The organism is Vibrio sp. F13 (assembly GCF_020806305.2).
GTDB classification, from domain to species: domain Bacteria; phylum Pseudomonadota; class Gammaproteobacteria; order Enterobacterales; family Vibrionaceae; genus Vibrio; species Vibrio crassostreae_C.
In genome coordinates this window covers 394,227-419,723 of sequence record NZ_CP170175.1, presented here as the reverse complement: position 1 = coordinate 419,723, position 25,497 = coordinate 394,227, and the positions used below count along the sequence as shown (strand labels likewise).

Below are 25,497 nucleotides of genomic sequence, written 5' to 3'. Positions count from 1 at the left end.
CTAAACCTGAAAGTCGAGACACAAAAAAGCCAGCTTAATTGCTGGCTTTTGCATATCTATCGGTCTGCAAGAGCAGGTTTCTGGTCTGTAAATACAGGTTTCACTTTACGATTAAAGAACCGCAGCGATACCTTTACATAGAGGACCCATGTTCGACTTAGTCATACCAGCAACACTGATACGGCCAGAGCCAACAATGTAGATTGCGAATTCGTCTTTTAGGCGAGTTACTTGCTCTTTGCTTAGACCTGAGAAAGAGAACATGCCGTTTTGACGTTCGATGAATGTGAAGTCTGCATCAACACCTTCAGATTTCAGTGTTGTTACGAATAGCTCACGCATCTCTTGGATACGGTCACGCATTTCTGCTACTTCTGCTTCCCATTCAGCACGTAGATCAGCATCACCAAGGATGTGAGTAACGACAGCACTGCCGTGCGCTGGTGGGTTAGAGTAGATAGAGCGAATAATGCTCTTAACTTGAGAGAACGCTGTTGTTGCTACGTCTGCAGATTCTGCAACCAGAGTGAATGCACCAACACGCTCGTTGTACAAGCCGAAGTTCTTAGAGAACGAGCTAGCAACAAGGATCTCTTTGTTGTATTGAGCAAAAATACGTAGGCCAGCAGCATCTTCTTCAACGCCTTTTGCAAAACCTTGGTAAGCAAAATCGAATAGAGGCAGCAGTTTTTTCTCAGCAACCAGCTTAGCAAGAACTTCCCACTCTTCAGTTGTTGGGTCGATACCTGTTGGGTTGTGACAGCAGCCGTGAAGAAGAACGATATCGCCTTCAGAAGCTTTCTCTAGGTCAGCAACCATGCCTGCGAAGTCTTTGTCTTTTGTTTCAGCGTTGTAGTAGCTGTATTGAGCTGTCTCGATACCCGCAGCAGCGAAAACGCCGTTGTGGTTTGCCCAAGTTGGGTTACTGATCCAGATTTTTACATCGCCCAGTTGGCGCTTGATGAATTCACCCGCTACGCGAAGTGCACCTGTACCACCTGGAGCTTGTGCTGTTTTAGCGCGTTGAGATGCAACGATCTCTGCGTCTGAACCGAAAAGAAGTTTCTGAACCGCTAGACCGTATTCAGCCGTACCTTCAATCGTTAGGTAAGATTTGGTTTTTTCGTTTTCAAGAAGTGCAGCTTCTGCTTTCTTTACTGTTTTAAGTACAGGCGTTTGACCATCTTCATTTTTGTAGATGCCAACACCAAGGTTGATTTTCTCTGCACGAGAGTCTTTTTTAAACTCTTCAGTAAGGCCGAGGATAGGATCGGCGGGAGCAGCTAACACTTTTTCAAACATAATCTTCATCCATGTCAATTGAGAGGGGATAGTATCTATGGGTAGTTATACCTGTATGGAATTTTTAAGACAATACGAAGTGAACAGAAAGGCTAAAAAAAATCCATTTCAATCAGATTTATTGACTAAAGAGGGTATTTGATAACAAAACACCCTACGGATTAACCTATAGAGTGCAAGAAGTTAGTGGTTTTTGAATAGATTACGCTGGTTGAGCAATAAAGCTTTCGCGCTCGAGTTCACTGGCTACATTTTTGCCATCTTTGTAGGTCGCGGCAATTGAAACAAACGCTTGTTCAACTGCTAGAAAAGCTTGGATAACTTGCGGATCAAAATGCGTCCCATTGCCCTCTAAGATGATCTGTTTGGCTTGTTCATGAGTAAAGGCTGGCTTGTAAACGCGTTTCGATATTAGCGCATCATAAACATCGGCCAACGCCATCAAACGGCCAGATAACGGGATATCTTCACCAGACAACTGATTAGGATAACCACTGCCATTCCATTTCTCGTGGTGAGTGAGAGATATCTCCTTTGCGACTCTTAAGAAAGAGCTACTTCCCAACTGCTTTTCTGCAATAGATAACGCTTCAGCCCCAATCGCGGGGTGACCTTTCATTATCTCAAACTCTTCGTCCGTCAATTTGCCCGGCTTCAATAACACACTATCAGGAACACCTACTTTGCCCACGTCGTGCAAAGGCGCAGATTTGTAGAGCAACTCGATGTAGTTTGGAGTTAACAAGCTTGAGTGGGTTTCTGATTTGCTGAGCTCTTGTGCGAGCACCTTGACGTACTCTTGAGTTCTTAGGATATGTGCGCCCGTTTCATTGTCTCGAGATTCAGCCAATGCCGATAAGCTCACAATGGCCACGTCACGTGTGGTTTTCACTTCGTTTTGCGCGGTTTCAAGGCTATCAAGCATGGTATTGGTCATAGATGCCATTGATCCAAGCTCGTTGTAGCCGAAAATAGGTAAGCGAACGCCTTGCTCGCCATTGGTGACTTTGTTTAATGCGTGCTCTTGGCTTAGGAGAATACGCTTAATTAGCTTGCTCCAAAGCGTCATGATGGTTATCGCGTAGCCACCCAGTACCACAGCCAAATAAATAAACTCTTTGATCACGCTGATCTTGCCGGTGCCATCCAATAAGCGGTCAGGGTTGTGTTCTAGCCAGAAGATGTCTTTGACAGCAATCATCGTCAACATAGTCGTCAGTGTTACCAGAAGCACGATAACCAAGCCTATCATCTGCTTGACCAGTGAACTTCTTTCACCAACCAGTTGGAAGTCGAATTGTCCAATCGTCTCCATTTTATCCATTTGGCTGAGCTTGGCATTCAATTGAAGAATGGTTCCGGTAAAGAAGCCGAATAGACTCATGCCAAACAGCACCTTCAAATTACTATCTATGGTGAATTCATAGCTTAAGTTGTAGTAGAGCGCGAAAGGCACACTTGCAGCAAAAAATAGCAGGGTATCGAGTTGCGCGAATCGGCCTTGCTTGACCAAGGTATGTTGCGCCAATGGGTAACGACGTGCGAGCCATAATAAGATAAACACAATACTGACTTGTGTGAAAATCTCTAACGTCGTTAAGCTATCGAGCATAGGGCACACCCGACTGCCATAGGTGCCAAACAGCACGCCAGCAATGACGTATAACTTAGTCGTTAGCGATTGATTGTAATTTGAAGTATCCATCGGTAAGCCTTTGTTCTCATTCTTATTAGATTTACGCATTCATTGATTCACGACTTTAGAATTGCGAATAATTAGCATAACTGACGTGAATAAGACCGGAAATTCTATCGATAGCTTTCGTGGATTGATACAAGAAACTGGTTTGTGTTAGAGATTTGTTAGCTAGGTGGGGGTTATTGCAGCATTTTTATGAAGATACTTGAATAGCCTCGGTCGAGGTTCGAGGCTATTCAGTCTGTGTACTGGTTAGAATCGCGAGTGATTGAGTTTGCTATCTACTTTACCCCGTTACTTTTTGAGATTGATTTCAGCTTCGATTGAGCCGGTTTCAATCTCAGGGTGAGACGCTAGTTTGTCTGCAGCCCATTGGTTGATGTGTTTCAGAATAGCAGACACCGCGTGTTTTTCCGTTGGTGCTTGGTCTTGTTCGACATCGATCTTTTGCTTTGGATGTGAGCCTGTCGCATCTTCAGCAATATGGAGCCAATCTGGGTGCCAGTAATATGGCTGACCGCTCGGTGTTGTCCAACTGTGAACACCGTTTGACTCTCCTTTATAACTTAATTGGTCTGCTTCTATTTTTTTCATTGTTATCTCGCATGTTTTTGGGTTACATCAAATTATTGAGGTAGAAAGCCAACTTAGCTCCTACCTTGGGTACAAACTTAGCAAAGCTTACAAAGTTATCTGTGAACCAATTCACACTATTGTGGAAATTAGGTGCGATCATATGGATAGCAGCAATAGTTGTTGGCGTAAGTGATAAAATCACCGGCTCACAGAATTTCTCTAGGTAGTACAATTAGATGGCGCGTTATGAAGAGCTTGCAAAGGATATTCGAACTCAGATAGCCAACAATACGTGGCGATCCGGAGAGAAGATCCCTTCGGTACGCATGAGTTGTCGAAATTACAACGTCAGCAATAGTACTGTCTTACAAGCCTACCAGTTGCTAGAAAGCGAAGGGTGGATCATCGCTAAACCTCAGTCGGGCTACTTTGTAGCGCCAAGGCTGGACGGCGTTGACTACGCACAGCCACTCGTTAGTGAAAAGAAAGCCATTAATGACCGCTTATTTGATTTCTTGAAGTCGAGTTCAGCCGAAGGTGTGATTCCTTTCGGCTCTGCATTCCCAGATCCCGACCTTTTCCCGTTACCTACCTTGACTCGAAACCTTGCCAGCGCGGGTAGGAAGATGACTGGCGCGAGTGTGATAAATAATTTACCACCGGGCAGTGAGTCCTTGAGAAGGCAAATCGCACAGCGTTATCTGCAGCAAGGGATTACGGTTAATCATCAAGACATCGTGATTACGTCGGGTGCTATGGAAGCGCTCAACTTGAGCCTGCAAACGGTCACCAAGTCGGGTGATAACGTCGTGATTGAGTCTCCCGCCTTCTATGGTGCTCTGCAGGCTGTCGAGAGGCTCGGGCTTAACCCTATCGAAGTGGACGTTTGCCCAATCAATGGGTTGAATATAGAGCAGTTTGAAAACGCGCTACAAAACCAAGATGTTAAAGCGTGTTGGCTGATGACGACTTTTCAAAACCCAACGGGAACCAGTTTGTCGGAACAGGCAAAGCGCCGTGTGGTAGAGATTGCAGAACAGCATGGAACCTACATTATTGAAGATGACGTGTATGGCGATCTTTATTACGAAGGGCATAAGCCGAAGCCACTAAAGGCCTTCGATAAGACCGATTCCGTCTTGCTTTGTGGGTCGTATTCAAAAAGTTTGTGTCCTGGTTATCGAGTAGGGTGGGTTGTGAACACGCGTTTTAACGACGCGATTCAAAAGTTACAGCTTCTTTCTACGTTATCGAGTAGCGCTCCTGTTCAACTTGGTGTCGCTCATTTCTTAACGCATGAAAGCTACGACAATCACCTTCGTAAACTGCGTAAAAACCTTGTCGTCAGGAAAGAGCGATTTATCGATGTCATTAAGCAGTACTTTCCGCATTCAATAGAGATTGAAGAGCCGGCTGGTGGTTACTTGATATGGATTCGCTTTTCTGAAAAATTCGACAGCCAACAGTTTCATCAACTGGCTATCGAACAAGGTATTAGCGTTGCATCTGGCGATCTGTTTAGTGAGCATGGCAGAGTGGATAACGCGATACGATTGAACTTCTCTTATGAACTGACAGAAGAGAAAGAACAGGCGCTCATCTGGCTTGGCAAACTGGCACATCAACTTACGCACTCGTAAAACCTTAAGTCCCTCATAAAAAAGACAATCATTCCAACTGTACGGGTTGTTTGTGGGGTAACTGTACGCCTAATTGACCAAAGAGTTGTGATTCAATAACGGTAGACCAAATATTGGAGATACCGTTATGTTGAAAATGACTATGGGAAATGAAGTTAAGCTGATTATTGTCGCTATTGTGTGTGCGCTTCTGCTTATTCTCGGCCACGTACTGCTGGCAAAAGCATTCGCTGATATGGCGTGGGCGGAATACACCACTGCCGCGATCCCATTCGTTATGATGGCAATTTGCGGTCTTGCAATAAAATACGCTATCGACCAAGATGTGGATTAGCTTTTGAAATAATGAGTCTCAGATAGTGGCACGCAGAAGCATCTGGACTCGTTTTATTCCGAACATAAAAAAACCTCCGCAAGTGCGGAGGTTTTTGTTTGTTCTTAACTTTTAATATCGAATAGGTTTCGAATTAGAAGTTTGCAGAGCGTGGTGTACGTGGGAATGGAATCACGTCACGAACGTTACCCATACCTGTTACGTAAGATACTAGACGCTCGAAACCAAGACCGAAACCAGCGTGTGGCACTGTACCGTATTTACGTAGGTCGCGGTACCAGCTCATGTGCTCAGGGTCGATACCCATAGCAATCATACGCTCGTCTAGAATGTCTAGACGCTCTTCACGTTGTGCACCACCGATGATTTCACCGATGCCTGGTGCAAGTACGTCCATTGCTGCAACTGTTTTGCCGTCGTCGTTTAAGCGCATGTAGAAAGCTTTGATGTCTTTCGGGTAGTTCTTAACGATAACAGGTGCTTTGAAGTGCTCTTCAGCTAGGTAACGCTCATGCTCAGAAGACATGTCGATGCCCCACTCAACGTCAAACTCAAATTTCTTACCAGAGTCTAGTAGGATTTGGATTGCGTCAGTGTAGTCAACTTGTGCGAAGTCAGCGTCAACGAATTGCTCTAGACGAGTAATTGCTTGCTTGTCGATGCGAGAAGCGAAGAATTCAAGGTCGTCGCGGCGCTCTTCAAGAACAGCAGCGAAAACGTACTTAAGCATGTCTTCAGCCAGTTTCGCTACATCGTTAAGGTCTGCAAACGCAACTTCAGGCTCAACCATCCAGAACTCAGCTAGGTGGCGGCTTGTGTTTGAGTTTTCAGCACGGAACGTAGGACCGAACGTGTAAACCTTGCTTAGTGCACAAGCATAAGCTTCAGCATTAAGTTGGCCAGATACTGTTAGGAACGTCTCTTTACCGAAAAAATCTTCGTTGAAGTCTACGTCGCCTTTTTCAGTGCGTGGTAGGTTTTCCATGTCTAGCGTAGAAACACGGAACATTTCACCAGCGCCTTCTGCATCAGATGCAGTAATAAGCGGAGCAGAAGTCCAGAAGAAACCTTGCTCGTGGTAGAAACGGTGAATCGCTTGAGATAGACAGTTACGTACACGTGCTACTGCGCCAATCACGTTTGTACGTGGACGTAGGTGAGCAACTTCACGAAGGTACTCGATAGAGTGACGCGTCTTAGCCATTGGGTAAGTGTCAGCGTCTTCAACCCAGCCTACAACTTTAACGTCAGTTGCTGCTAGTTCGAAGTCTTGACCTTTCGCAGGAGACTCAACAATCTTACCCGTTACTTCAACAGAGCAGCCAGTTGTTAGCTTTAATACTTCGTTTTCGTAATTATTAAGATTATTAGGAACCACGGCCTGAATCGGGTCGAAACAAGAGCCGTCATAAATGGCAAGGAAAGAGATTCCAGCTTTGGAATCACGACGTGAACGGATCCAGCCGCGAACAGTTACTTCACTGTCTACCGCTAGCTTGCCGCCAAGTACGTCTGTTACAGGCGCGTAAGTCATGTTGATTTCATTCTCCATTGAGGGACAAATTCAACTCAAAGTCTCTGGCATTGCTGCAAATAAATATACATTTGCACAATAATTAGCCGAAACATTAAGTTGTATAAACTTTTTAAATCGATTGAACATATTACCTGTCATACCGACAGCTTCAACCTTTATTCTTGCTTGGTGAAAGAAATATTGTGTCTACTGACGATAAATAGGTTTGAGGGTGTGTTTTTTGTTCGATCTTAGCGTCAGCCTTACCTTTCACCCTATGTGAGCTGCTGAACGAGCATGGCGTAATCGAAACCTTTGTTTTCAATAATGGGAGTGTGATTGTGTTGAGACTCACTCTATATTGGCGCGGATTCAGTCATTTTGGACTTGATCACCTTCTTAATTTCCCACTAAAGTACAAGAGGAGTTTAATATCTACGTGTTAATTACGCCGCCTTAACCCCTGCATTCTCTCTACACCCGCACTTTTCGAGCGCTCGCTCATTCAAGAAAAACAGTCGATCAAATTATGTCTCAACAAGGCAGGACTGGCTGTACAAGTAAAAGAGAATTACATGCTTAATTATTTAAAAAAACATTGGTTATCAAACGTTAAAGGAGATTCATTATCTGGGATTGTGGTTGCACTCGCATTGATCCCTGAAGCCATCGCATTTTCAATTATTGCAGGCGTTGACCCTAAAGTAGGGCTCTATGCCTCGTTCTGTATTTGTGTCGTCACTGCTTTGGTTGGCAGTCGTCCGGGAATGATTTCCGGTGCAACAGGCGCTATGGCGCTACTAATGGTCACTTTAGTGAGAGAGCACGGACTAGAATATCTACTCGCCGCTTCATTTCTAGCTGGCGTCATTCAGATCGCAGCTGGGTATCTCAAGCTTGGTAACCTGATGAATTTCGTTTCCAAATCGGTGATTACTGGATTTGTTAACGCGCTCGCCATTCTAATTTTCATGGCTCAACTTCCTGAATTAATCAACTTCCCGTCAAGCGTTTACGTGTTAGTCGCTTTGGGTTTGGCGATCATTTATCTGCTTCCTTATTTTCCCAAGTTTGGTCGTGCAATACCTTCCCCACTGGTCGCGATTGTTGCTCTGACAATCATTAGTTTGCTCTTCGGCTTAGATGTGAGAACGATTGGCGATATGGGCAAGCTTCCCGATTCACTGCCTGTGTTCTTGATTCCTAATATTCCATTCACGTTTGAGACGCTTGCAACCATCCTGCCATATTCGATTGCTCTGTCTCTGGTTGGCTTGTTGGAATCCTTGATGACAGCGACCATAGTCGATGACCTGACTGATACTGAAAGCAATAAAAACAATGAGTGTAAAGGGCAGGGCGTTGCGAACATCGTGGCTTCCCTTTTTGGTGGAATGGCGGGCTGCGCAATGATCGGTCAGTCGATCATTAACATCAAATCAGGTGGCTTAACCCGATTGTCCAGCATGATCGCTGGGGTGGTTTTGTTGCTAATGGTGGTGTTTGTTTCTGATTGGTTGAAGCTGATACCGATGGCCGCTTTAGTGTCTGTGATGATCATGGTTTCTATCGGCACATTCTCATGGCGTTCCATTGTTGAGCTTAAAGATCACACACTGCCAACCAATGTAACCATGCTAGCAACCGTGGCGGTGGTGGTGTTTACTCATAATTTAGCAATAGGTGTTGCGGTTGGCGTGGTGCTGTCGGCTCTGTTTTATGCACATGCCAGCAAATCCATGGTGTTTATATCCGATGAAGTCGTGACAAACGAAATGCACACCATTCACCGAGTAAAAGGCCATGTCTTCTTTGCTTCGTCAGATGCGTTTGTCGACTTATTTGATTATGACAACGCGACCTCTTTAGTGACCATCGATATATCGGATGCGTCATTCTTAGATAATACCTCGGTCGAGGCGCTTGATAAGGTTGTGTTCAAGTTCCGTAAAAAAGGGGCTTACGTTGAAGTGTCAGGAATGGATAGCGTGAGTGCGAACCTGATAGTCAAACACGCGATGTATCACAAGCATAAAGACTTAACCGCGGTTTCCATTACGCACTAATCTTGGTTTACGGTTCTTTTAAAGCCTGAATTAGACGTTGCTATGAAGATAAAGCGCTCATTGTTGAGCGCTTTTTTGTTGGCGATCTATGACTTCTTCTTTGTACTCGACAAAGTAAACTGATTAATCAGCGATTCAAGATGATCAGATAGCTCTTCTAAGTCATTGCTGATGTTGCGAGTTTCAGCCGCGGATTGCGATGTGTTGTTGGCGTGAGAGGTGATGGTTTCAACCTTTTGTTGAACATCTTGAGTCGCTTGTGTGGTGGATTGCGTTTGCTGCTGAATATTCTGTGCGTGAGCCAGCACCTGTTTCATCTCTTCGACCACACCATTCATTTCAATTGAAAGTGCGTCGATATCGGTTGAGCTTTGATGGGCTTGTTCGCAAACGCGATCGGCAGAAGTCAGCGACTCTTCGCTGCCTTGCCGGAACTGATGAATGATTGACTCAATACTGCCTGTTGCTTCAGCGGTTCGTGATGCAAGATGGCGAACTTCATCAGCCACCACCGCAAACCCACGACCTTGTTCTCCCGCACGTGCCGCTTCAATTGCTGCATTCAAGGCCAGAAGATTGGTTTGGTCAGCAATGCCACGAATCACACTCAATATTGAAGAGACCTCTCCGGTTTGCTCATTGAGTGTCAGTATTTTGTGTTTCACTTCTTCTATGCTGCTAACGAGGTTTTTTATCTCACTGCTTGCTTCGTGTGCTTGGTTGGCACTCTTACACGCCACATCAGCGGTGTGATTGATAAGCTCTGAAGCTGTTAAAGTCGCTTGTTCTACATTGACTTGCTGTGCCTGTATTCCTTCGACATTGTGTTGCACTTCTGCGGTTTCGCTTTGCTGGTCGCTGGCGGCTTGCTCGGTAATTTGCGCGACACTAGTCAGTTGGTTGGCAGACGCATTTAACTTGTGCGAGGTGCTTTGTACCTTTTCTAAGCTGTCAGATACGGTTCCCATGAACGAGTTGATGGAGTTAGCCAGCGTGCCAATCTCATCCTTGCTTTGTTCCGGCAGGCGAGTGGATAGGTTTTTATCGTTGCTGACTTGGGTCATAAAGCGAGAAGTCTGTTGCAGCGGGCGCACGATAATCTTACGAATTAATCCCATCGTAAGGACAAATCCGGCAAACGAGATCACTGCCATAATGCCAATAGCAGCCATGGTTTGAGTGTTAATCAGCGAGTTAACATGGTTAAGGTTATATTCGAGACGAATCGCACCCAAGACTTCACCTTCTGGTGCCATATGACAGGCGACACAATTGGTTCCTCGGTAATCTTCACTCGACTTCATTGGCAGAGCAATAACCAAGCCTTTGCCCCAATCAGCAGAAAAAGGTTCGATAACGGTTTCGCCCGCTAGCGCTCGTTTATCAATATCGTCAACCGGTGTTTGGTTGTCATTACCTGGGCCATATAACTTGCTGACAGCGTCGGCGCGTAAAACACGAACGTCTTCAATGCCTTCTTGAGCCAGTGCTTTCTGACGAAGGGTCTCTTTTTGTGCCATGGTGCCGGTGAGCATCATCATATTGAGGCTATCGAAGTAGTTACTTGCTTTGTCGTGAAGCTGCTCACTTAACACTGAGTTTACAAGTTGCTTTTGTTGCGAATATTGGAAATAGGTCGATATTGCCAGCAAAAAGGTGAACACGATGGCGAGGGCCACTAGGATTTTAAAGGTGATTGTTGAGCGCATAAGGTGTTTGTTTTTATTAATTATAATGACGCAAATACTGTACTAGTAAGAATTCCTACCACCTATGGGGTATAACGAATTGTGTGACCACACTCCGGTTGTGGTTATGTTTCTGTGATGTAGCGAGTTTGTGTCGTGTCTGATGTTGAAATGGAACGCGCTTCAAGCTCCTCGCTGTTCTTAAAACAGACTGTTGTTTTGGGAAAATTGAAGTGCAGCATCGAGTTTTGATTGTGCTGATAATTAGAAAAGCCTAGGTTGTTAATTAGCTCGATGTATTTGTCCGCTTGTCTTTTATCAATAAAGACTATTGTTTTAGACGACTTAGTGGTCAATTTATATCTAAATGGTTGTTTTGTTCAATTTAATAGCAAAAATTGTGGTTATAGCGTTGTGTTTCGAGGCTCATTCGATAAGATGAAAAGACCTCTATGATAGAGGTAGGGCAGCAACGGATACGCTGCTTCAAATACTATGGAATGTGACTTATTGGACACATACATGAAATTCAAGATTACATCACCGATTATTGAACCTACGGAAGGTTCACCACATCAGTTAATGCTTACTCACGCTTCTCGTTTTACCTCTTTTAAGACAAGCTCCCCTTTGAACGCCCTGTTCGACAACGTCTCTGCACGCTTCTTTACCGCTTATCGCTCCTATTGTTATTCGTTTTATAACTTTATTTCTATCTGAACTCCTTTGTCATCCGCTCGATGAACGAAGACTCACATCTATAAAAACTAAACAAATAAGTTAAAAACAATGAATATTAAAATGATGGGTAGCTCCCTAATTATCGCTGGTACCGCTCTCGGTGCTGGTATGCTTGCGATCCCAATGGTATTAGCTCAATTCGGATTGCTTTACGGCACACTGCTTATGGTACTGATCTGCTTCGGTACGACTTACGCAGCATTACTACTTCTAGAAGCGACCATCAAAGCGGGTGGCGGTCTAGGATTAAACTCTATTGCCCGAAAAACCTTGGGTAAACAAGGTCAGTTGCTTACCAACGGCTTGCTATACGCGTTGTTGATTTGCCTATTAATGGCTTACATTCTGGGCGCAGGTGACTTGCTGAGTAAGTTACTGTCTAACTTTGGCGTCGAAATTACCGCGACTACCAGCCAAACCGTGTTTACCTTGCTTGCTGGCGCAGTAGTCGCAAGTGGTACTGGTGTGATTGATAAGCTCAATCGAGCATTGTTCTTCGTGATGCTTGCTAGTTTGTTTGCAACCATGGCCTTCTTAGCGCCGAGCATGACTCAAGAAAACTTGATGCAGGTAACCAGCCATGACCACGTTGACCTAATCAAAACCAGTGCCATCCTGTTTACGAGCTTTGGCTTTATGGTGGTGATTCCAACCTTGGTTTCTTACAACCACGAAGCGACAGACAAACAGCTGCGTAACATGGTGATCATCGGTTCTCTGATCCCATTAGTGTGTTACTTGTGTTGGTTGTTTGCGGTAGTGGGCAACTTGAGTGAAGAGCAATTCAGAAGCTTTGAGAACGTATCAGATTTGATGGCGGCGTTTGAGGCTCAGTCTCCTTGGGTGGGTAACGTCTTGTCTACCTTCACTGGCTTGGCGTTGTTGACTTCTTTCTTTGGCGTAGCAATGGCGTTGTTCAACCAGAACAAAGACATGTTCAACCAAAATACAGCGGTAACGTACTGCATTAGCTTTATCTTGCCGTTGGCGGGTTCATTGCTTGCTGCAGACAAGTTCCTACAAGTGCTGAATTACGCAGGCATCATCTTGGTGTTCCTAGCGGTGTTTGTTCCTCTGGTTATGGTTCACAAGCAGCGCTTCATGAAAGTTGCTGATGACCGATACCGAGCAGAAGGTGGCAGCGCAATGATGTTGTTCTCACTGCTGTTTGGTTGTTTCCTGCTTATCTCGCAAGTGATTTAACAAAAAAATTTGGTCGGTTGAATCAATCAGTCACCAAGCTTTAGCTCCAAAAGCTTCAGATACAAAAAAAGGAACGCCGCGGCGTTCCTTTTTTATTATCGGTTTATTAATTCAGAATGATTAACAAACAACCTTAACAGCCAAACCACCTTGAGATGTCTCACGGTATTTAGCGTTCATGTCTTTACCTGTTTCTAGCATTGTTTCGATAACTTTATCTAGAGAAACAGTAGGAGCAGAAGAGCGACGAAGCGCCATACGAGTCGAGTTGATTGCTTTAACTGCAGCAATACCGTTACGCTCGATACATGGTACTTGTACTTGGCCAGCAACTGGGTCACATGTTAGACCTAGGTTGTGCTCCATGCCGATTTCTGCAGCCATACATACTTGCTCAGGGCTACCACCCATAAGCTCAGCAAGACCAGCAGCAGCCATAGAGCATGCCACACCAACTTCACCCTGACAGCCAACTTCAGCACCAGAGATTGAAGCGTTACGCTTGTAAAGACCACCGATCGCGCCAGAAGCTGCGAAGTAACGGATGTAATCTTTCTCTGTCACTGTTTGGATGAACTTATCGTAGTAAGCCAATACAGCAGGGATGATGCCACATGCGCCGTTTGTTGGTGCCGTTACTACACGGCCGCCAGCTGCATTTTCTTCGTTTACTGCGAAAGCAAACATGTTTACCCAGTCAACAACCGACATTGGATCATTGGTTGTTTTTTCTGAAGTCATTAGCTGTTGGCGAAGTGCTGCTGCACGGCGAGGAACACGTAGTGGACCAGGCAGGATACCTTCAGTATTCATACCGCGATCCATACACTCACGCATAGTTTTCCAGATGTTAGCGAAGTAAGTGCGAGACTCTTCGTCTGAGTGGAACGCTGCTTGGTTTTTCATAACCAGTGTACTGATAGAAAGACCGCTTTCTTTGCACTGATTAACCAGCTCTTCAGCTGTTGTGAATTCGTAAGGTGCTTTGATTGGGTTTTCTTCTTCTTTGCCGAAGTTCTCTTCGTCAACGATGAAACCGCCACCAATTGAGTAGTACGTTTTTGAGTATGCAACTTCATCACCAACCCATGCATGAATGCTCATGCCGTTCTCGTGTAGAGAAAGGTTGCTAGTGTGGAAGTTCATACCGCCATCGCGTGGGAACGATACTGTATGACAGTGCATGCCAACAGGAAGGCGCTCAGTTTCTTCTACGCGAGCAATGAAGCCAGCAATAGAATCGATATCAACACGCTCAGGAGTATTGCCAGCAAGACCCATGATGATTGCGATATCTGTGTGGTGACCTTTCCCTGTCAGTGATAGTGATCCATATACGTCCACGGTGATTTTAGTGATGTCGCGCAATTTTCCCATTGAACGTAGGTCATCAATAAATTCTTTACCCGCTTTCATTGGTCCAACTGTGTGTGAGCTCGATGGACCAACACCGATTTTATAGATATCAAATACACTAATCATAGCGATTACCTCAAAAAGAGAGCCTCCCAAGGGGAGTAGGGAGGCTCATTTATTATCATTATATTTTTTGTCTAATCTCGTGATATAAGATGGATGCCATCTTATAAAAAGGGCTTGAGATTAAAGAGCGCCGTAGATTACAGAACTAATAGCCGCTAGACCACATAAAGCTGTAAAGATTTGTACAGGTGCTGAAGTTTTGTACTTAGCCATTGCTGGTACTTTTTGCATCGCGAATACAGGCATTAGGAACAGGATAGCTGCAATCATTGGAGCACCCATTGTTTCAATCATACCTAGGATACTTGGGTTAACTACCGCAACAATCCAAGTAGTAACAACGATGAACGCTAGAGATGCTTTTTCGATAGTGCTTACTGAAGAACCAGAGCGAGACTTGATTAGACCAACAAGACCTTCGTGAGCACCTAGGAAGTGACCGAAGTAGCTAGAAGTAATCGCTGCAAACGCTACAAGAGGACCCATGTAAGAGATAAGTGGAGACTCGTGAACATTAGCTAGGTAAGAAAGAACAGAGATGTTTTGTGCTTGTGCTGTTGCTAGTTGCTCTGGAGATAGAGAAAGCACTACAGAGAATACGAAGAACATTACAAAACCCATCAGCATCATTGCTGCGCCGCCAGTGATCGCGTCAGTTTTCTTAACTGCGTCTTCACCGTATACACGACGTTGCTCTTTAGAGAACTGTGAAATGATTGGGCTGTGGTTGAAAGAGAACACGATGATTGGAATAGCAAGCCAGATAATAGAAGGCATTGTTGACCATTCTGGGCTTACGTCCATCATTGAAGTGTTCCAATCAGGAACTAGGTAAAAAGATAGCGCTAGTAGGATGAATACTAGTGGGTAAACCATTGCTGAAGTTGCTTTAAGCATCAGCTCTTTACCGAATACAACACCTGCTGTCATAGCAAGGATAAGTGCACCAGAAAGAAGAGGACGTGGAATAGATTCCATACCCATTTGGTTTACTAGGAAAGAATCAACTGTGTTTGTGATACCAACACCGTAGATAAGAACGATCGGGTAGATAGCGAAGAAGTAAGCAAAAGTAATAATGTTTGCGCCAGTCTTACCGAAGTGCTCTTCAACTGTGTCTGTAATATCAGCTTCAGGGTTTTTAGCAGACAGTACGAAACGAGCTAGAGATTTGTGTGCGAACCAAGTCATTGGTGCCGCGATTAGAGCTAGGATAACTAATGGCCAAAAACCACCCGCACCAGCTTTGATTGGAAGGAATAGTACGCCAGCACCAACTGCTGTACCGAATAGTGATAAACACCAGGTAAAATCTTTATAGTTAAACTTGCTTGAATCTTTAACGGCATTTGCCGAAGAAGTTGTTGTGTTCATGTTAAATTACTCATTTTTTGGGAACAGGAAATAAGTCGGGGCTAATTCTGCAGAATTTTCTTCTGCAAAAAATAGATCTAAATCATGTAATGAAACGGCGTGTCACATGATATGCGAAAAACGGATTTTTGATCACGAAAATAGCGTGCCACAGGTGATTTATGTTTATGCTTGGTATTACTTTTATTTATGCGAAAGGCGGGGTTGTATAGATTTATACCAGGGAAACGTTTGCGTAAAATTGCATTAATAAATCTGTTCCATAGAAAGTCTGGATTTTGTTAACAGAGATTAAACAAAACGTAGTTGCTATGTAATTTGTTGCACTACATGTTGCTGCAGTGAATGGATGATTTGCGCCGTAACGCCCCAAATTAGGTGCTCTTGGAAGGGCATAGCAAAAACTCGATGCTTGATTTGTTTAAAGTTAACAGTGTGGCTGTGTAACTTGGCTTGGTCTAAAACATAGGTAGCGGGCACCTCAAAAATTGAGGCAACTTCGTTCTCATCGATGATGGCTTTATAGTCAGGATCGACCATGGCAACAATCGGCGTCACAGAAAATTTACTAATAGTACTCAATGCAGGTAATTGCCCAACAATTTTAACTTGATCCGATCGAATTCCCACCTCCTCATGGAGCTCTCTGAGTGCAGTGAATTGCATAGAAGGGTCAGAAAGTTCGTGTTTACCACCAGGAAAGCTGACTTGGCCGGGGTGATGCTTTAAATGAGCCGCTCTTTTAGTAAAAATGACATGTAAACCATCTTCTCTTTCAACTAAACCTACCACCACTGCCGCTTTACGTAATTGCTCGCCACTGATGTGCGAAACACGCTCTACTGACTCTGGGTGATAGCCAACGGTAGGGTTAAGTTGGAATTGCTGAAGGAAGTTTTCTTTATTCATATCAAGCCAATATATTGATTATTATGATTTTAATTATAGACATAACCGTGGGTTGATTACCAATATTGAGTTTTTCTTCATTCACTTTCCCTCTTTTAGTTATTAATTGGGCGTCATGAGGGGCTGTTTACCGATGAATCTCCTCAAAATGACGATTTTTGCTATATTCAATATGTGCATACAGGCGAGTAAGCGTTATCGATGTCATAAAATTGGGTGACGAAACGTAGATTTTTTGTTTAAGAATTTGATAACAATAACTTAGTGGACCATTCTAAAAAGAAATAGAAGAAAAGGTATGAGATGAAAGGAATCATATTCACCGAATTTTTAGAGCTTGTTGAAGACAAGTTTGGGCTAGAGCTTTTGGAAGAAGTTCTAGAAATGTCAGAAGATGAAGGGATCTATACGTCGGTCGGCAGTTACGACCACAAAGACCTTGTCAGGTTGATTATCAACTTGAGTAAGAAAACCGATATTGATGCGGCAAGCTTGCAACGCGTGTTTGGGCAGTCTGTATTTAAGAACTTACTGGCCTCATTACCGAATAAAGCGAGCCTTGCTCACAGCAATACCACCTTTCAATTTATTCAGCACGTAGAGCGTTACATTCATGTTGAAGTGAAGAAGCTCTATCCGGATGCTGAGCCACCTGAATTCAGTTTTATCACCACGACCGAAGCACAACTTGTTTTTGACTACAAAAGCGCAAGGTGTATGTCTCATGTTTGCTTAGGGCTTATTGAAGGATGTGCTGAATACCACGGTGAATCTATCGCGGTGGAGATGACGCCACAAAATGATGACCAAAGCGTGGTTAGGTTTAATCTCAAAGTAGAAAAGTAATATGGATCTGGCATCTGCCCTAGAGAAGAAGCTTAAGCGTCAAATCGCGGCAAGGAAAGCGGCTGAAGGATTGTTGGAACAGAAGAGCCTCGAACTGTTCGAGGCTAACCAACAGCTTGAGCTTGCTTTGCGTCAGTTAGAAAAGCGCTCCAACGCGAATATACGCCGCATTGAATTCCAAGAACAAATCGACAACCTGTTGATTGATTTTGGGCGCGCGTTTCTAAGAAATGATCTCGATGATGTCATGCTATCTGAACTAACGACCAACGTGACTAACAGTTACTTAATCGAAGCCAGTCGTTTGATTCTACCTCCCAAGCTCATCCCTCAGTTACAGACCTATGATTATGGCGATGAGACTGTCGAGGTGTTAGAGCAAGACATTCAAGAACCTCATTGGCAAGACAACCTACTGACCGTGCCCTTAGAGGTTGAAAAAGTCATAGTTGGTGCGTTAATCGTCAGAGTCAGGTTGTTAGACCAAGACTACGAGTTTATCCAAAGCCAACTGTTGTTGGTCACGGACCTTATCTGCAGTGCCTTAACCCATCAACTAGCAATCAACCGAAATATTGAATCACGTAAACGAGCGGAAGAGTCCGAAAGGGCAACGCGTGACTTTGTGGCCATGATTAATCATGAGTTAAGAACTCCACTTAATGGCTTACTAGGCAGTGCCGAGTTGATCAGTGATACCGAACTGAATAGCTCTCAGCGTGAGATAGTGAACAACCTGAGCCAATCTGGAGAGTTTCTCCGAACCATCATTAATGATCTATTGGATTACAGCAAAATCAATGCAGGGATGTTGGAGCTTATTCCAAAGAAATTTGCCCTACGTGATTTGAGAAACACGATTGAAAGCATCTTCGTCAATCGAGCAATTGAGAAGCAGCTCGAATTCAATATCAGTGTTACGTCAAACGTTCCCTCCCATTTCCAAGGCGATTTAGAGCGCATCACACAACTGTTTGTGAACTTAATAGGTAATGCGATTAAATTTACAGAAGAAGGGCATGTGAATGTTGATATTGAGTGGGACAAAAACCAATTTGTTTTCTCTGTAGAAGATACCGGAGTCGGAATTGCTGAATCAGCACATAAGACGCTATTTGAACCTTTTACACAGGCAGATAGCTCAAGTAGCCGAAACTATGAGGGCACCGGGCTTGGCTTAGCGATTTGTCGCAAACTGGTGGCTTTGATGAATGGCGATATTGGGGTGACCAGTGTTGTTGGCTCAGGCACGACCTTTACCATCTCGATTCCTCTTCAAGTTGTCGATGTTCCGGCAGAGAGTGATAGTGTCGCCAAGGGCTTTGAGTCTGAAGCGGAATTGTCACTACTTAAAGTGCTGGTGGTTGATGATATCAAGATGAACCAGATCATCATCCAGCAAATGCTTCGTAAACATGAGATTGAACCTGCTATCGCAAGCAATGGTGTCGAAGGGTTTGAACTCGCGTCAGACAATGAATACGATATTGTATTCATGGATTGCAGAATGCCTGTTATGGACGGGTTTGAAGCAACAGAGAAGCTAAGAGAGAAGGGTTACGTTAAATCTATTGTGGCTCTGACCGCCGGAACGACACTTGAAGAACGCGAACGTTGTATTCAGTGTGGGATGGATGACATTTTGAGTAAACCTTACACCGCCAACGATCTGAAAGAGATGCTTAAGAAGTGGGGTGTCTCTGCGGTGAAGGTCGCTTAAACACGCGAATAAAGCGTTGTGAGTTATGTACTCTAACTTACAGACTAAAAAACCGAAGTGATCTTACGATCCTTCGGTTTCTTTTTATATCGAACTTTTGCTAGCCGTTAAGCTACGGAACTCGTCATTAAGTCGCGGAACTCGCAGTTAATGACACTAGGTTTAGCAATCTTCAAGTACCGGTAGAATTCGACTCAGCTTATCCAGTGTTTCTTGGTATTCAGAAGCACAATCACTATCAAATACCACACCACCGCCAGCCCAAGCATAAAGCGTGTTGTTCTCGGCGACTAATGTACGAATGGTAATACTGGTATCCATTCTGCCATTTCGGCTGATGTAGCCAATACTGCCGCAGTACGCTGAACGTCGATGCGGTTCTAACTCTTCAATGATCTGCATCGCGCGAACTTTTGGTGCGCCAGTAATCGATCCTCCAGGGAAACAGGCTCTCAGAAGGTCAGTTGCAGAGTATTGGTCATCAAGGTCCGCTCGTATCGTGCTCACTAAGTGGTGCACGGCAGGGAAGCTTTCAATATCGAAGAGCTTTGGTACATGCACTGTGCCCGGTTTTGCTACTCGGCCAATGTCATTACGAAGTAGGTCGACGATCATCAAGTTTTCCGCCTCATCTTTATCGGCGCTTGCTAGGTCTTGCGCGTTGGCATTATCAATCATCGGGTCCTCAGAACGAGGTCGTGTGCCTTTGATTGGCTTGGTTTCAATGACGTTGTCTTTGAGTTCTAAGAAACGCTCTGGCGAAACACTGATGATTGCGCAGTCGGCCAAACGGATAAAACCCGAAAAGGGCGCTGAGTTGTACTGTTCTAACTTGTCATAAGCCAGCCATTCACTACCTTGGTATTGGGCATTGAAGCGCTGAGCTAAGTTAATCTGATAGCAGTCCCCGGATAACAGGTACTCTTGAACACTATCGAACTTAGTGGCGTAGCTCTCTTCGCTCATATTGGATTGCCACGGTGTGGTTAACCCAAAGGGCGCATGTGATAGGTGTGATTGAGCCATCTGCTGCATTAGCCAATCATGATGTTCATCGATATTGCTACCGACAATACACGCCGTTTTCAATTGGTGGTCAACGATAACAGCCCATTCATACAAGCCAACTGCCATGTCAGGTGCTTCAATATCACGCTTTGCGAGTGATGGAAGTGTCTCGACTCTGCGCCCTAAATCATAGCTAAAATAGCCTAAAGCGCCGCCAACGAATGGCAACTGAGTGTGCTCTTTAGTCGCAGGCAATAATTGTTGCTGATATTGGTCGAGTAGTTCGAAAGGATCAGAGTCTGAAACCTCGCACGTCTCATTAACATTAACGGTCGTTTCTGCACCGATTGTCTCGAAGGTGGCGATGGGTTGAGCAACTAAAATATCGTATCGACTATCAACGTGGCTTTCTGAAGCGGAGCGTAATAGCATTGCCCACGGCAGGTTTTCAATATGGGAAAACAGCTGTTTAGCTAAAGTTGATTGATATTCAAGCGGCTTGATTTGGATAGAGCGAAATTCGTTGTTATTCATTTGTTTAATTTGTGACAAAGAGTTCGATCACTGCATGGCGTGTGAGAGGAAGCAAGAGTATCATAAATTGAAAATAAAATGGGTTCTTGATTAGAACGGAGTAATCCAAGTGGTTTAGTTTAAAGCTATGCAAGCGATTGCTAAAGCAACTAAATACAGCTCAACACAATAAAAAGCTAAACCACCTAATTCGATTTGGCACATATAGTCAAACTGTGAACCCACATGGAACCAGAACAATAAAGAGGCATGCAATGACGGTTATTCGTAAGCAAGATGTGATCAGCAGTGTCGCTGACGCACTTCAGTACATTTCTTATTATCACCCTTTAGACTTTGTCCAAGCCCTAGAAAAAGCGTACGAGAAAGAAGAGAGCCAAGCAGCTAAAGATGCGATCGCTCAGATTCTTATCAACTCGCGCATGTCTGCGGAAGGCCATCGTCCAATTTGTCAGGATACGGGTATTGTTACTTGTTTCGTGAACATCGGTATGGATGTTAGGTGGGAAACGGATCAAACAGTACAACAGATGGTTGATGAAGGCGTTCGTCAAGCTTACAACAACCCAGATAACCCATTGCGTGCATCTGTCCTAATGGACCCTGCAGGTAAGCGTATTAATACCAAAGACAACACACCAGCGGTTGTCCACATTAATATGGTTCCAGGCAACAAAGTTGAAATTCAAATCGCGGCTAAGGGCGGCGGTTCTGAGAACAAAACCAAGATGGTTATGCTGAACCCTTCTGATGATATTGCAGAATGGGTAGAGAAGACGCTGCCAACAATGGGTGCAGGCTGGTGTCCACCGGGTATGCTAGGTATAGGCATCGGCGGTACGGCTGAGAAAGCAGCTGTGCTAGCGAAAGAATCTTTGATGGAACACATCGATATCCAAGAGCTTATCGAGAAAGGTCCTGAGAACGCAGAAGAAGAGCTTCGTTTAGACATCTTCAACCGTGTAAACAAGCTTGGCATTGGTGCACAAGGTCTTGGCGGTCTCACTACTGTGGTTGATGTAAAAATCAAAACAGCACCAACTCATGCTGCTTCTAAGCCTGTATGTTTGATCCCGAACTGTGCAGCAACGCGTCACGTTCACTTCACACTAGATGGCAGCGGCCCAGCAGAGCTAACGCCACCTAAGTTAGAAGAGTGGCCAGACATCACTTGGGAAGCGGGCGCAAATACACGTCGTGTTAACCTTGATGAAGTGACTAAAGAAGACGTACAAGAGTGGAAGACCGGCGAAACGGTTCTTCTGTCAGGTAAGATCTTAACCGGTCGTGATGCTGCTCATAAACGTATTCAAGGCATGCTAGAAAGCGGCGAAGGCTTACCAGCTGGCGTTGATTTCAAAGGTAAGTTCATTTACTACGTGGGTCCTGTTGATGCTGTAGGTGATGAAGCGGTAGGTCCTGCGGGCCCAACAACTTCAACACGTATGGATAAGTTCACTGACATGATGCTGAACGAAACTGGCATTATGGGCATGATCGGTAAAGCGGAACGTGGCCCTGCAACGGTTGAATCAATCAAAGAGCACAAAGCGGTTTACCTAATGGCGGTTGGTGGTGCAGCTTATTTAGTCGCAAAAGCAATTAAAAAAGCACGCGTTGTTGCGTTTGAAGATCTCGGTATGGAAGCGATTTACGAGTTTGAAGTTGAAGATATGCCTGTAACGGTAGCGGTTGACTCTAACGGCGTGAACGCACACCAGATCGGCCCTGACACGTGGAAAGTGAAGATTGCTGAAGCTGAGAAAGCGTAATTAATCGACGCCAAAAAATCGTAATTGTCGCTAACTTCAGCGTTTGAATTGCAATTTTTGACAGAAAGTTAAAGACAAAAGTGCAGCATTATCTGCACTTTTGTCTTATTATCAATGATATAGTGATAAACACATAGTTTGATATAAGAACATAGGAGAGAGGAATGCCTCGTTTTATTCAGATCCTACAGATTATCTTGGCAGTGGTGATTGGTGCTTTTGTTGGCTACGACCTGATCTTGAAAGGGATCAGTATCTTTGATAATAAATACGTGACGATTACATGTGCGCTTTGGCTAATTGCAGAGATTGCACTGTTTGTTATCTACAAGTTGATTGAAGACGATTAGACGTCGGATATCGTGCAAAAATTCTAAAGCCCCTGATTATGAATGTAGTCAGGGGCTTTTATTCATCTAGCATTAAGAATGTGTATTGCATACTCATCAACATAAGCAAAAGCATACAAACTATCCCAACGGGGAAAGAACATAGGCTTGCCTTTCTATTATCATAACCAGCTAGCCTAACTATCACGGAGTCGTTCTAATGAAACACCTAACTCAAGAAATGAGTGACTTTATAAGCAGAGGAACGGATTCTCATATTCGAGTAGCGGTCACGGGGCTCTCTCGTGCGGGTAAGACAGCATTCATTACTTCGCTGGTTAATCAGCTTCTTCATACGTCTACCCACAAAAACTTGCCACTGCTTGCATCGGCGAGAGATGGAAGAATTATTGGCGCAAAGCGTATCCCGCAACACAACATGATGATTCCACGCTTCTCTTATGATGAAGCGATGGAGTCGTTGAATGCACAGCCACCAGAATGGCCAGTGCCAACGCGTGATGTCAGTGAGATTCGTCTAGCAATCAAATATAAGCCTGCGAAGGGCGCGAAAAAGCTACTGAGTAAAAACAGCACCCTTTATCTCGATATTGTCGATTATCCAGGTGAATGGCTGCTTGATTTGCCGTTACTGGATATGGACTTCGATACCTGGAGCCAATCTCAGTTTGCCGCATTGAAAGGCGACAGAGAAACTTACTCGCAACAGTGGAACGCCATGCGTGGTGATATCGATTTGCTAGCAGAAGCGGACGAAAAGAAACTGGTCGCGATTGCCGATAGCTACACTCAGTACCTTCATACTTGTAAAAGTAACGGGCTGCATTGGGTACAACCGGGTCGATTCGTATTACCCGGTGAGCTTGAAGGCGCGCCTGTGTTGCAATTCTTCCCGTGCATCGCACCTGAGGGTAAGTTCTCAAAAACAAGTAACTATGCGGTACTGAAAGCGCGTTATGAAGAGTATCAACAGAAGGTCGTCAAAGCGTTCTACAAGAATCACTTCGCGACGTTCGACAGACAAATCGTGCTAGTGGATTGCTTACAGCCACTTAATGCGGGCTATGACTCTTTCATGGACATGCGTGGCGCGTTAGAACAGTTACTTAAGAGCTTTAAGTACGGTCGAAGCAATATCTTAAGACGTTTATTCGCGCCGAAGATCGACAAGATCTTGTTTGCAGCCACCAAGGCTGACCACGTGACACCGGATCAACATCCGAACTTGGTGTCACTGTTACAACAGATGGTACATCCGGCTTGGCAGCAGGCGGCGTTTGAACACATCGACATGAGTTGTATGAGTATCGCGTCTATTCAAGCGACCAGCGCGGGTTATATCTCGTCTGGCTCAGACAATGTTCCGGCGTTGCAAGGTGTGACTTTGGATAATGTCCCTCAAACCATGTATCCGGGAGAGGTGCCGCGTAAGTTGCCCAACAAACAGTATTGGGAAACCAACCAGTTTGATTTCACGAGCTTTAGACCGATGGAGCAACATTCCGATGAGCCTTGCCAACATCTAAGAGTCGACAAGGTTTTAGAGTATCTCATTGGCGACAAGTTGAAGTAATTGAGGCAATCAAAATGAGTGAATTAAAAACAAAGCAGGTCTTTAATGAACCGTTGAAGACCTCTTTTGATGAGCAAGACAAGACCGACGTTGGCCCGGATTTAGGTGCTCAACAACTGTTCACAGAGCAAGAGAAATTTGTCCCTGTCGCACCGCAAGTGGAAGCCGAACTTGATGGTGAAGCTGAGCAGCAATTGGAACAAGTGATTCGACCGAGCAAAAAGACGAAGTGGTTTGGAACGGTTTTATTGGTCGCTTTTTCTGGCCTAGTTGGATGGCAAGCAATTGAATCGGTCATTACCGCAATTCAAACTGCTGATTGGCTTGCGTTAGGTTGGGCAGGCTTTATTGCTGCCATTGCTTCATTGGGTTTAGGCGCAATAGGCAAAGAGCTGTGGAAACTGCGTTCACTTAAAGATCACTTTAGTGTGCAAGAGCAGAGTGAAGAGCTACTCCAAAGTCAAAGTGTCGGCAAGGGCAAAGCGTTCTGTGAAAACATCGCCAAGCAAGGCGGCATTATCGCTGAGTCTCCTTCGTACGATAAGTGGCGAAACAGCATTAACCCTGCACACAGTGATGCAGAAGTGTTGGATATGTACGATGCGTTAGTCGTGAGTCAACAAGACAAAGTAGCGACTCAAATCGTCACTAAGTTTTCGACCGAATCGGCGGCTTTGGTCGCGGTGAGTCCATTGGCGGCGGCTGATATGTTGTTGGTGGCTTGGCGAAATTTCACCATGATAGACAAGCTTGCTGATGTGTATGGCATTGAGCTTGGCTACTGGTCTCGCATTAAGCTATTTAAACTGGTGTTAATCAACATGGCCGCTGCAGGAGCAAGTGAGCTCGCGATTGATGCAAGTATGGATCTCGTCTCGATGGATCTTGCAGGCAAAGTCTCAGCTCGAGCAGGGCAGGGGCTAGGTGTCGGTATCCTTACTGCAAGACTGGGCTTAAAAGCCATGACATTGCTGCGTCCTATGCCTTGGCATAACGAACGAAAAGTAAAACTGGCAGACCTCCGCAAAGCCGTCCTTTCTGAAATAAAGCGTATCACTCTTAAATAAAGCATTTGAAGCTCAATAGTTTGAGAAGAAGAGTAAACATATGTTTACTCTTCTTCTTGACTGAACTCAGAGCTTAATCCACACTACTGTCAACTTA

Annotated in this window: 20 protein-coding genes; 11 read left to right on the top strand and 9 right to left on the bottom strand. The window is 44.6% G+C overall.

Annotated elements, in window-relative coordinates; translation table 11 throughout:
• Window positions 1-111: 111 nt before the first annotated feature.
• From LMH68_RS01895 to LMH68_RS01885, 3 genes are all read right to left on the bottom strand, one after another.
• The gene (locus LMH68_RS01895; protein ID WP_019822582.1) at window positions 112-1,302 is read right to left on the bottom strand and encodes an amino acid aminotransferase; all 1,191 of its coding nucleotides are present in this window, start codon (window positions 1,300-1,302) and stop codon (window positions 112-114) included.
• A 202-nt stretch (window positions 1,303-1,504) separates the two neighbouring features.
• Entirely contained in the window at window positions 1,505-3,046 is a 1,542-nt protein-coding gene (locus tag LMH68_RS01890) for an HD-GYP domain-containing protein (RefSeq protein ID WP_229647223.1), read from the bottom strand.
• Between the two features lie 249 nt (window positions 3,047-3,295).
• The gene (locus LMH68_RS01885) at window positions 3,296-3,595 is read right to left on the bottom strand and encodes a hypothetical protein (protein ID WP_017060414.1); all 300 of its coding nucleotides are present in this window, start codon (window positions 3,593-3,595) and stop codon (window positions 3,296-3,298) included.
• Window positions 3,596-3,813: 218 nt separating this feature from the next.
• Between LMH68_RS01885 and LMH68_RS01880 the strand changes: the two genes are divergently transcribed.
• Both LMH68_RS01880 and LMH68_RS01875 read left to right on the top strand, forming a co-directional pair.
• Window positions 3,814-5,217 carry a PLP-dependent aminotransferase family protein gene (locus tag LMH68_RS01880; RefSeq protein WP_017065418.1) on the top strand — a complete coding sequence of 468 codons (1,404 nt, stop codon included), beginning with the start codon at window positions 3,814-3,816 and terminating at the stop codon, window positions 5,215-5,217.
• A gap of 127 nt (window positions 5,218-5,344) precedes the next feature.
• Window positions 5,345-5,551 (top strand): hypothetical protein, encoded by a 207-nt coding sequence (locus LMH68_RS01875; protein WP_004734707.1) that lies wholly within the window; start codon window positions 5,345-5,347, stop codon window positions 5,549-5,551.
• 133 nt (window positions 5,552-5,684) lie between these two features.
• Here the strand turns inward: LMH68_RS01875 and asnS are convergent, their stop codons facing one another.
• Window positions 5,685-7,085 carry an asparagine--tRNA ligase gene (gene asnS / locus LMH68_RS01870; RefSeq protein WP_017060416.1) on the bottom strand — a complete coding sequence of 467 codons (1,401 nt, stop codon included), beginning with the start codon at window positions 7,083-7,085 and terminating at the stop codon, window positions 5,685-5,687.
• Between the two features lie 557 nt (window positions 7,086-7,642).
• Between asnS and LMH68_RS01865 the strand changes: the two genes are divergently transcribed.
• Entirely contained in the window at window positions 7,643-9,133 is a 1,491-nt protein-coding gene (locus tag LMH68_RS01865; protein WP_229647224.1) for a SulP family inorganic anion transporter, read from the top strand.
• An 86-nt stretch (window positions 9,134-9,219) separates the two neighbouring features.
• Here LMH68_RS01865 and LMH68_RS01860 read toward each other — a convergent pair whose 3' ends face one another.
• Window positions 9,220-10,842 carry a methyl-accepting chemotaxis protein gene (locus LMH68_RS01860; protein ID WP_229647225.1) on the bottom strand — a complete coding sequence of 541 codons (1,623 nt, stop codon included), beginning with the start codon at window positions 10,840-10,842 and terminating at the stop codon, window positions 9,220-9,222.
• Window positions 10,843-11,343: 501 nt separating this feature from the next.
• On the opposite strand from LMH68_RS01860, the gene LMH68_RS01855 reads away from it, so the two are divergent.
• The gene (locus tag LMH68_RS01855; protein ID WP_048611631.1) at window positions 11,344-11,541 is read left to right on the top strand and encodes a hypothetical protein; all 198 of its coding nucleotides are present in this window, start codon (window positions 11,344-11,346) and stop codon (window positions 11,539-11,541) included.
• Between the two features lie 81 nt (window positions 11,542-11,622).
• On the top strand, window positions 11,623-12,765 hold the full coding sequence (locus LMH68_RS01850) for an amino acid permease (RefSeq protein ID WP_017060419.1): 1,143 nt from the start codon (window positions 11,623-11,625) through the stop codon (window positions 12,763-12,765).
• Between the two features lie 120 nt (window positions 12,766-12,885).
• Here the strand turns inward: LMH68_RS01850 and LMH68_RS01845 are convergent, their stop codons facing one another.
• From LMH68_RS01845 to LMH68_RS01835, 3 genes are all read right to left on the bottom strand, one after another.
• Window positions 12,886-14,247, bottom strand: coding sequence for an L-serine ammonia-lyase (locus LMH68_RS01845; protein ID WP_017060420.1), 1,362 nt, complete (start codon window positions 14,245-14,247; stop codon window positions 12,886-12,888).
• Between the two features lie 120 nt (window positions 14,248-14,367).
• Complete coding sequence (locus LMH68_RS01840; protein ID WP_229647226.1) at window positions 14,368-15,621, bottom strand: aromatic amino acid transport family protein; 1,254 nt, start codon at window positions 15,619-15,621, stop codon at window positions 14,368-14,370.
• 309 nt (window positions 15,622-15,930) lie between these two features.
• The gene (locus LMH68_RS01835) at window positions 15,931-16,530 is read right to left on the bottom strand and encodes a CoA pyrophosphatase (protein ID WP_102333204.1); all 600 of its coding nucleotides are present in this window, start codon (window positions 16,528-16,530) and stop codon (window positions 15,931-15,933) included.
• A gap of 303 nt (window positions 16,531-16,833) precedes the next feature.
• On the opposite strand from LMH68_RS01835, the gene LMH68_RS01830 reads away from it, so the two are divergent.
• Both LMH68_RS01830 and LMH68_RS01825 read left to right on the top strand, forming a co-directional pair.
• Window positions 16,834-17,376 carry a heme NO-binding domain-containing protein gene (locus tag LMH68_RS01830; protein WP_017060423.1) on the top strand — a complete coding sequence of 181 codons (543 nt, stop codon included), beginning with the start codon at window positions 16,834-16,836 and terminating at the stop codon, window positions 17,374-17,376.
• Window position 17,377: 1 nt separating this feature from the next.
• Window positions 17,378-19,096 carry an ATP-binding protein gene (locus LMH68_RS01825; RefSeq protein ID WP_229647227.1) on the top strand — a complete coding sequence of 573 codons (1,719 nt, stop codon included), beginning with the start codon at window positions 17,378-17,380 and terminating at the stop codon, window positions 19,094-19,096.
• A gap of 162 nt (window positions 19,097-19,258) precedes the next feature.
• Here the strand turns inward: LMH68_RS01825 and pabB are convergent, their stop codons facing one another.
• The gene (pabB, locus tag LMH68_RS01820) at window positions 19,259-20,638 is read right to left on the bottom strand and encodes an aminodeoxychorismate synthase component I (protein ID WP_102428580.1); all 1,380 of its coding nucleotides are present in this window, start codon (window positions 20,636-20,638) and stop codon (window positions 19,259-19,261) included.
• Between the two features lie 254 nt (window positions 20,639-20,892).
• Between pabB and LMH68_RS01815 the strand changes: the two genes are divergently transcribed.
• The 4 genes from LMH68_RS01815 to LMH68_RS01800 all read left to right on the top strand — a co-directional run bounded on the left by LMH68_RS01815 (window position 20,893) and on the right by LMH68_RS01800 (window position 25,400).
• On the top strand, window positions 20,893-22,410 hold the full coding sequence (locus tag LMH68_RS01815) for a fumarate hydratase (protein ID WP_017068776.1): 1,518 nt from the start codon (window positions 20,893-20,895) through the stop codon (window positions 22,408-22,410).
• Between the two features lie 164 nt (window positions 22,411-22,574).
• On the top strand, window positions 22,575-22,760 hold the full coding sequence (locus LMH68_RS01810; RefSeq protein ID WP_004734731.1) for a hypothetical protein: 186 nt from the start codon (window positions 22,575-22,577) through the stop codon (window positions 22,758-22,760).
• A 199-nt stretch (window positions 22,761-22,959) separates the two neighbouring features.
• Window positions 22,960-24,333 (top strand): YcjX family protein, encoded by a 1,374-nt coding sequence (locus tag LMH68_RS01805; protein ID WP_017067718.1) that lies wholly within the window; start codon window positions 22,960-22,962, stop codon window positions 24,331-24,333.
• A gap of 14 nt (window positions 24,334-24,347) precedes the next feature.
• The gene (locus LMH68_RS01800; protein ID WP_229647228.1) at window positions 24,348-25,400 is read left to right on the top strand and encodes a YcjF family protein; all 1,053 of its coding nucleotides are present in this window, start codon (window positions 24,348-24,350) and stop codon (window positions 25,398-25,400) included.
• Window positions 25,401-25,497 lie beyond the last annotated feature (97 nt).

Excerpts from the sequence above, each read along its gene's own strand:
- LMH68_RS01815 (WP_017068776.1), top strand. The coding sequence starts at position 20,893 with ATGACGGTTATTCGTAAGCAAGATGTGATCAGCAGTGTCGCTGACGCA.
- LMH68_RS01860 (WP_229647225.1), bottom strand. The coding sequence starts at position 10,842 with ATGCGCTCAACAATCACCTTTAAAATCCTAGTGGCCCTCGCCATCGTG.
- LMH68_RS01845 (WP_017060420.1), bottom strand. The coding sequence starts at position 14,247 with ATGATTAGTGTATTTGATATCTATAAAATCGGTGTTGGTCCATCGAGC.
- pabB (WP_102428580.1), bottom strand. The coding sequence starts at position 20,638 with ATGAATAACAACGAATTTCGCTCTATCCAAATCAAGCCGCTTGAATAT.
- LMH68_RS01805 (WP_017067718.1), top strand. The coding sequence starts at position 22,960 with ATGAAACACCTAACTCAAGAAATGAGTGACTTTATAAGCAGAGGAACG.
- LMH68_RS01885 (WP_017060414.1), bottom strand. The coding sequence starts at position 3,595 with ATGAAAAAAATAGAAGCAGACCAATTAAGTTATAAAGGAGAGTCAAAC.
- LMH68_RS01855 (WP_048611631.1), top strand. The coding sequence starts at position 11,344 with ATGAAATTCAAGATTACATCACCGATTATTGAACCTACGGAAGGTTCA.
- LMH68_RS01865 (WP_229647224.1), top strand. The coding sequence starts at position 7,643 with ATGCTTAATTATTTAAAAAAACATTGGTTATCAAACGTTAAAGGAGAT.
- LMH68_RS01850 (WP_017060419.1), top strand. The coding sequence starts at position 11,623 with ATGATGGGTAGCTCCCTAATTATCGCTGGTACCGCTCTCGGTGCTGGT.
- LMH68_RS01830 (WP_017060423.1), top strand. The coding sequence starts at position 16,834 with ATGAAAGGAATCATATTCACCGAATTTTTAGAGCTTGTTGAAGACAAG.
- LMH68_RS01810 (WP_004734731.1), top strand. The coding sequence starts at position 22,575 with ATGCCTCGTTTTATTCAGATCCTACAGATTATCTTGGCAGTGGTGATT.
- LMH68_RS01875 (WP_004734707.1), top strand. The coding sequence starts at position 5,345 with ATGTTGAAAATGACTATGGGAAATGAAGTTAAGCTGATTATTGTCGCT.
- LMH68_RS01800 (WP_229647228.1), top strand. The coding sequence starts at position 24,348 with ATGAGTGAATTAAAAACAAAGCAGGTCTTTAATGAACCGTTGAAGACC.
- LMH68_RS01840 (WP_229647226.1), bottom strand. The coding sequence starts at position 15,621 with ATGAACACAACAACTTCTTCGGCAAATGCCGTTAAAGATTCAAGCAAG.
- LMH68_RS01835 (WP_102333204.1), bottom strand. The coding sequence starts at position 16,530 with ATGAATAAAGAAAACTTCCTTCAGCAATTCCAACTTAACCCTACCGTT.
- LMH68_RS01890 (WP_229647223.1), bottom strand. The coding sequence starts at position 3,046 with ATGCGTAAATCTAATAAGAATGAGAACAAAGGCTTACCGATGGATACT.
- LMH68_RS01895 (WP_019822582.1), bottom strand. The coding sequence starts at position 1,302 with ATGTTTGAAAAAGTGTTAGCTGCTCCCGCCGATCCTATCCTCGGCCTT.
- asnS (WP_017060416.1), bottom strand. The coding sequence starts at position 7,085 with ATGACTTACGCGCCTGTAACAGACGTACTTGGCGGCAAGCTAGCGGTA.
- LMH68_RS01880 (WP_017065418.1), top strand. The coding sequence starts at position 3,814 with ATGGCGCGTTATGAAGAGCTTGCAAAGGATATTCGAACTCAGATAGCC.
- LMH68_RS01825 (WP_229647227.1), top strand. The coding sequence starts at position 17,378 with ATGGATCTGGCATCTGCCCTAGAGAAGAAGCTTAAGCGTCAAATCGCG.